This window comes from Gluconobacter sp. P1D12_c (assembly GCF_018812105.1).
Taxonomy (GTDB): Bacteria; Pseudomonadota; Alphaproteobacteria; order Acetobacterales; family Acetobacteraceae; genus Gluconobacter; species Gluconobacter oxydans_A.
This window is the reverse complement of record NZ_JACSIQ010000477.1, coordinates 1-445: the sequence shown is the minus strand read 5'-3', so window position 1 is coordinate 445 and position 445 is coordinate 1. Positions and strand designations below refer to the sequence as shown.

General features: G+C 58.2%; 1 pseudogene. It reads right to left on the bottom strand.

From position 1 onward, the window contains the following. A pseudogene (locus KP705_RS17750) lies at nt 1-445 on the bottom strand (Tn3 family transposase); the annotation flags it as partial.

Genomic DNA, 445 nt, shown 5'->3' with positions numbered 1-445 from the left:
TCGGACAGGAGTCAGGCAAGCGGCGTTTACCGGTCCGATAGAGGTCTCCAATGATCTGCACCGCCTTCAGTAATCCCTGTACCGTGCGACCACCCTGAAACTGGAACGCGTTCAGGAATGGACCAATGGCAGGACGAAGAGAGCGATGCCGGTTGATCAGTTCGGCCGTGCGATCAATGGTCTCTGGAGCTGTCAGGGTTTCAGCCCTGCCGATGGCGTCCTGGAGGCGGGGCCAGTCAATTCCCGTAATGGCAGACAGTGAATCAACGCCCTGATCACGGGCCTCAATCAGATGACGGCAAGAGGTTGTCAGCAGACGAAGCTGGGCCTGCAACGATCGCATGGTGACAATCGCTTTGTCACGGATCCGGTGCTCGGCACGGCGCATCATGCTTCCGAGGAGTTTGTCCATCATTGTGAGGGCCGCGTCGGTTAGAACCTCCTC